General features: G+C 43.9%; 4 protein-coding genes and 1 pseudogene. 4 read left to right on the top strand and 1 reads right to left on the bottom strand.

Annotation, left to right across the window (positions count from 1 at the left end):
• The 4 genes and pseudogenes from RIG66_RS34200 to RIG66_RS34185 all read left to right on the top strand — a co-directional run.
• Window positions 1-414: pseudogene (locus RIG66_RS34200) on the top strand (transposase); the annotation flags it as partial.
• A gap of 141 nt (window positions 415-555) precedes the next feature.
• Complete coding sequence (locus RIG66_RS34195) at window positions 556-1,908, top strand: glucosaminidase domain-containing protein (protein WP_446384627.1); 1,353 nt, start codon at window positions 556-558, stop codon at window positions 1,906-1,908.
• 270 nt (window positions 1,909-2,178) lie between these two features.
• Complete coding sequence (locus RIG66_RS34190; RefSeq protein ID WP_446384625.1) at window positions 2,179-2,487, top strand: LodA/GoxA family CTQ-dependent oxidase; 309 nt, start codon at window positions 2,179-2,181, stop codon at window positions 2,485-2,487.
• Between the two features lie 49 nt (window positions 2,488-2,536).
• The gene (locus RIG66_RS34185; RefSeq protein WP_446384623.1) at window positions 2,537-3,817 is read left to right on the top strand and encodes an FAD-dependent oxidoreductase; all 1,281 of its coding nucleotides are present in this window, start codon (window positions 2,537-2,539) and stop codon (window positions 3,815-3,817) included.
• Between the two features lie 117 nt (window positions 3,818-3,934).
• On the opposite strand, the gene RIG66_RS34180 is transcribed toward RIG66_RS34185, so the two are convergent.
• A complete protein-coding gene (locus RIG66_RS34180; protein WP_446384621.1) occupies window positions 3,935-4,189 on the bottom strand; it encodes a tetratricopeptide repeat protein in 255 nt (84 codons plus the stop codon).
• Between the last annotated feature and the right edge of the window lie 44 nt (window positions 4,190-4,233).

Raw genomic sequence — 4,233 nt, 5'->3', positions numbered from 1 at the left:
CAAAGAGGAAAGAATGTTTCAATTGTTGGAGCAATGGCATTAACGGGCATCTTATGCTTTTATAACATTATGGGAGCCTATAATACGTTGAGCTTTGATGCATTCATAATTAATCATTTAGTACCCAAGCTATGGAAAGGGTCGTGTGTAGTTATCGATAATTGCTCAATTCATAAAAGTAAATAACTCCGCGAAGCCATTGAGAAAATCGGGGCTAGATTAATATTTCTCCCACCCTATTCACCCGACTTTTTCCCGATTGAAAACGGTTGGTCAAAAGCCAAAACAAATCTCAAAAAGCTCAAACCAAGAACGTATCCTGACTTGGTGAAAGCGCTCCAGGAATCGTTAGATTCAATCACCACAAAAGATATCCGTAACTGGTTTACCCATTGCTGCTATTGTTCCTCATAATTTCGCAATTCGCTATATTTAAGCGGTTGCGCTTCTAAATCACTCATTTTTTAGCCTACCTACCTTACTGCAAGGTGCTTAGACTAAAACAATAAACACCGAACAGCTTATAAATTTCAAAACCAATAAAGCAGAGGAAAAATGTCATTAATCAATGATTTAGTCACTCAGTATGCGGCAACAGATTTAGCTTCAATTTTTGCCAAAGTAGGCTTAGGCGGTATCGATCCCGATCGCTACGGAGATTTAAAAAAAGTAACTTTAGCTCAATGGTTGCTAGAATCCGCCAGAGCGACAAGCAATCTTGCCGTCACAGCCAATAATTTTTCAGGATTGAAATGGCGAAATGAAATGACAGGATTTGCTACTCCAATTAATATAAAAGTTCCCTCCGAACCCGAACTTGTTGATTTTTGCAAATTCAACGATGTTGAGGCCTTTATCGTCGGTTACTGGAAGTTTCTCACTCGCGCTCCTTACAAAGGTTTAGAAGCTTACACTAATACGCCAGAAAACTTCATCGGTTTCTTGAGTCGAAAAGGCTTTGCTACCGACATGGGTTATGTGAAGAAAGTGATTAACCTCTCACCAGAGGCATACAAGTTGCTAGCAACTGCCAGCGGAATTTCAATTCCCGATTTGCCTAAAAAGTTGCAAGTTGAAAGTTTCCCCAAAGAAGTTGAATTCGGTCAAGTTTTTGTCGTGCAAGGAAGCGCATTCCCAAGCGATCGCGGTAAAACTCTGTCAATCAAAATCGACAGTACCTTCCCAGTAGATGATGTTGTCATTGGAGAAAATTGCAAGTGGAAAATGAATTTTTCTCTCGTGCAAGCTGGCGAGCGCCGGATACAAATTTCTCTAGGAGCAGAAAGTGAAGAAATTGACATTAAAGCTGTTTCCCCTGTGGATAAAGATGATCCTGAAGAAACGACCAATCCTTCTGGTTCAGTTAAGATTGCTCTCAGCGGTAGCGTAGGTCGTGGAGGAGTTAATAAAGCTGAAGATGTAAAAGCTGTTAAGAAGCGATTGCACGAGCTAGGTTACACTTGGGTTGGAGATATAAGTAGTGCCTCTATCAATACAGGATTTATTCAAGCCATTCAACTTTTCCAGTCCATTATTGCGGGTCACAGCACCGTCAAAGGCGATGGACGAGTCGATCTGGCAAGACTTACTCATCGCTGGTTGCAAGCCGCTAATGCTCCTATTTGGAAAACAATGCCAGATAGCGATTCATCTATCAATTTTGTCAACTACGAAAAGGAACAAACCAGCGACGATCATGATTTTGGCACCAGTTGGATGGCTGATACAATTCGATCTATTGCCAAAGATTACCACGGGACAAGTCCGACTTCCGCACCCTTCACCATCAATGACGTTAGCCGTCCTCAAGGAGGAGATACAGACGATCATGAAGGACACGAAACAGGTTTAATGTGCGATGTTTTACTCCCTAGAACTGATGGAAAGTCTGGCGGAATTGAATGGTAAAGTGCGAGTTTCGATAAAAAGGCTGCTCGCGATCTCCTTAAAGCGATAGGTCAGCAAAAGCTAGTGCGGTCTGTTTTCTTTAACGATCCGACTCTCATAGGTGAAGGATTATGTACTCGGGCTTCCGGTCATGATGACCACATTCACTTTGAAATTAATCGACCCGTGAGAAGTTGAAGTCAATCAATTAGAACTATCACTTGATTCGGCGCAATTCGCGATCGCCTTGGCTGGCATTTCTCAATTTCAAAAATCACTGACAAATTAGCGATGTTTCAAAACCCCAAAATCACCAAGTGCGCCATCTACCCCGCGATCGGCATTGCACGAATTGGCAATGCACCAGATGACTTCTATCTGGCGCCGGAAATTCCCGGTCAACCCGCAGAAGTCGAAAATGGCTACAAGGATAGCCAAGGCAAAGTCAAAAAGCAAGTCGCTCGTTTCCGCATCTATGGCTTAACAGAAGATGGAGAAGTTGCCGAAGTGGCCAAGACTCCTGAACCCGGTGTGTTGCTGGGACTACTCGTGCTGGGGATCAGCGGAGTGGCTTACCGTCGCCACCGTTCAACGGATTAGCTTCCACAAAGATAAGTAGGTGGACTTTCATTAACAGTGACAAACAATCATGGTTCAAAAGGTTGTGATTATTGGAGCGGGTCCGGCGGGACTGCTACTGGCACATTATTTATTGCGCCGATGCAACTACAATATTGACATCTATGAACGCCGTCGTGACCCTCGCTTAACTGATATTTCGAGTGACCGCACATTTCCGATCTCGCTTCAAAAACGGGGCAGAAAAGCCATTCAAGCCATTGCGGGGTTAGAGGAGGCGATCGCGGCTCAAAGCGTGTTCTGTGAAGGGACAATTCTATATGGGAAAAAGGGCAAACTCCGACAGATTCCTCGCCAAAATCCGGTTCTCACAATTGACCGCAATCGCCTCGTTTCGATTCTATTGAAGCATTTAAACGAAACCTCTAGTCCGAACCAGGTTAAGGTACATTTCAACTGTGAATGTACGGCGGTGGATGGAACGGCTAAAACCGTGACGTTGCACCCAAAGGAAGGAGATAGCTTTACGGCTGACTACGATCTCCTGGTGGGGGCTGATGGGGCGCGATCGCAAGTTCGAGAGTATTTAGCCCACAATGCTGGCTTTACCTGTTCCCAAAACTATGTCCCCGATGCCTATAAATCGGTGTTTTTAAGTCGGCTCAATCCGAGTGCTGGAGTGGAGTTAGAACCGAATAAAATCCATGTTTATAATTTGAACAATCAAGCCCGGATGCTGATGGTTCCCCAACCCGGAGATCAGTTGCATGGAGTAATTATTTTTGGGGCTGAGAATAATCCTCTAGAAGGGTTATCCACCAAGGAAGAGGTTCATACCTTCTGTCAGGAAAAATTCCCAATCTTTGGTCAGTTAATGTCCCTGGAGGAGGCAGAGGCATTGCTGAAGCGTCCGGTGGCGAGGGTGTTAACAGTACGCTGCGATCGCTTTCATGAAGGAGATAGTATGTTGCTCATTGGCGATGCAGCTCATGCGGTGTCTCCTTCGATTGGACAGGGGTGTAATTCTTCGTTGGAAGATGTGCTGATTTTGGGGCAGTTGTTAGAGCAGTATGGAGATGATTGGGATCAGGTTTTACCCAAGTTTTCCGAGCAGCGAGTTCCCGATGCCCATGCTTTGCGAGAGTTATCGGATTATACCTTCCCTCGCCAGAAGTTCTTGGTAGTCGAGTTTTTCTTGCGAACGATGGTAAAAAGGTTATTCCATCGATGGTTTCCTGATTGGGTTAAACCGTTTGTGTTTGATTTGGTACTCGATACAGACTTGCCTTATTCCCAGGTGTTGAGTCTGAGTCAGGGTTGGATTAATAAGGTGAAGCGATCGTCAACCTGAACCTGAAAAGATTCTTGATCCCGGTTCTCGCACGATTTACGGTCAAAATATCCAAGGTGAAGAGTGACGAATGACGAATGACGATCCCCACCGTTAACTTTAATTGTCCCCACCTACTTAGTTGCGTTGCTCTTTAACTTCTGCCAAACGTTGATAAGCTAGGGAGCGATTGTGGAAGGCATTATAATTATAAGGATCTAGTTCTAGTGCACTTGTATAATCTGCGATCGCTTTTTCATAGTCTCCCTGGTAGTAGTAAGCTAAACCGCGATTAATATAAGCTGTTCGGCATTTAAATAGGGTATAATTAAAATAGGAAATCCGAAAAACGAAAAAAATATGCCAGCCAAAAATTATTTGAAACCCGCTCAAAAAGAAAAATTACAAGTTGCTCTAAAAACCGAGAAAAATGCAGA

Origin of the sequence: Coleofasciculus sp. E2-BRE-01, assembly GCF_040221695.1 — a bacterium.
Lineage (GTDB): Bacteria > Cyanobacteriota > Cyanobacteriia > Cyanobacteriales > Coleofasciculaceae > Coleofasciculus.
This window is presented reverse-complemented; position numbering and strand designations above follow the sequence as displayed.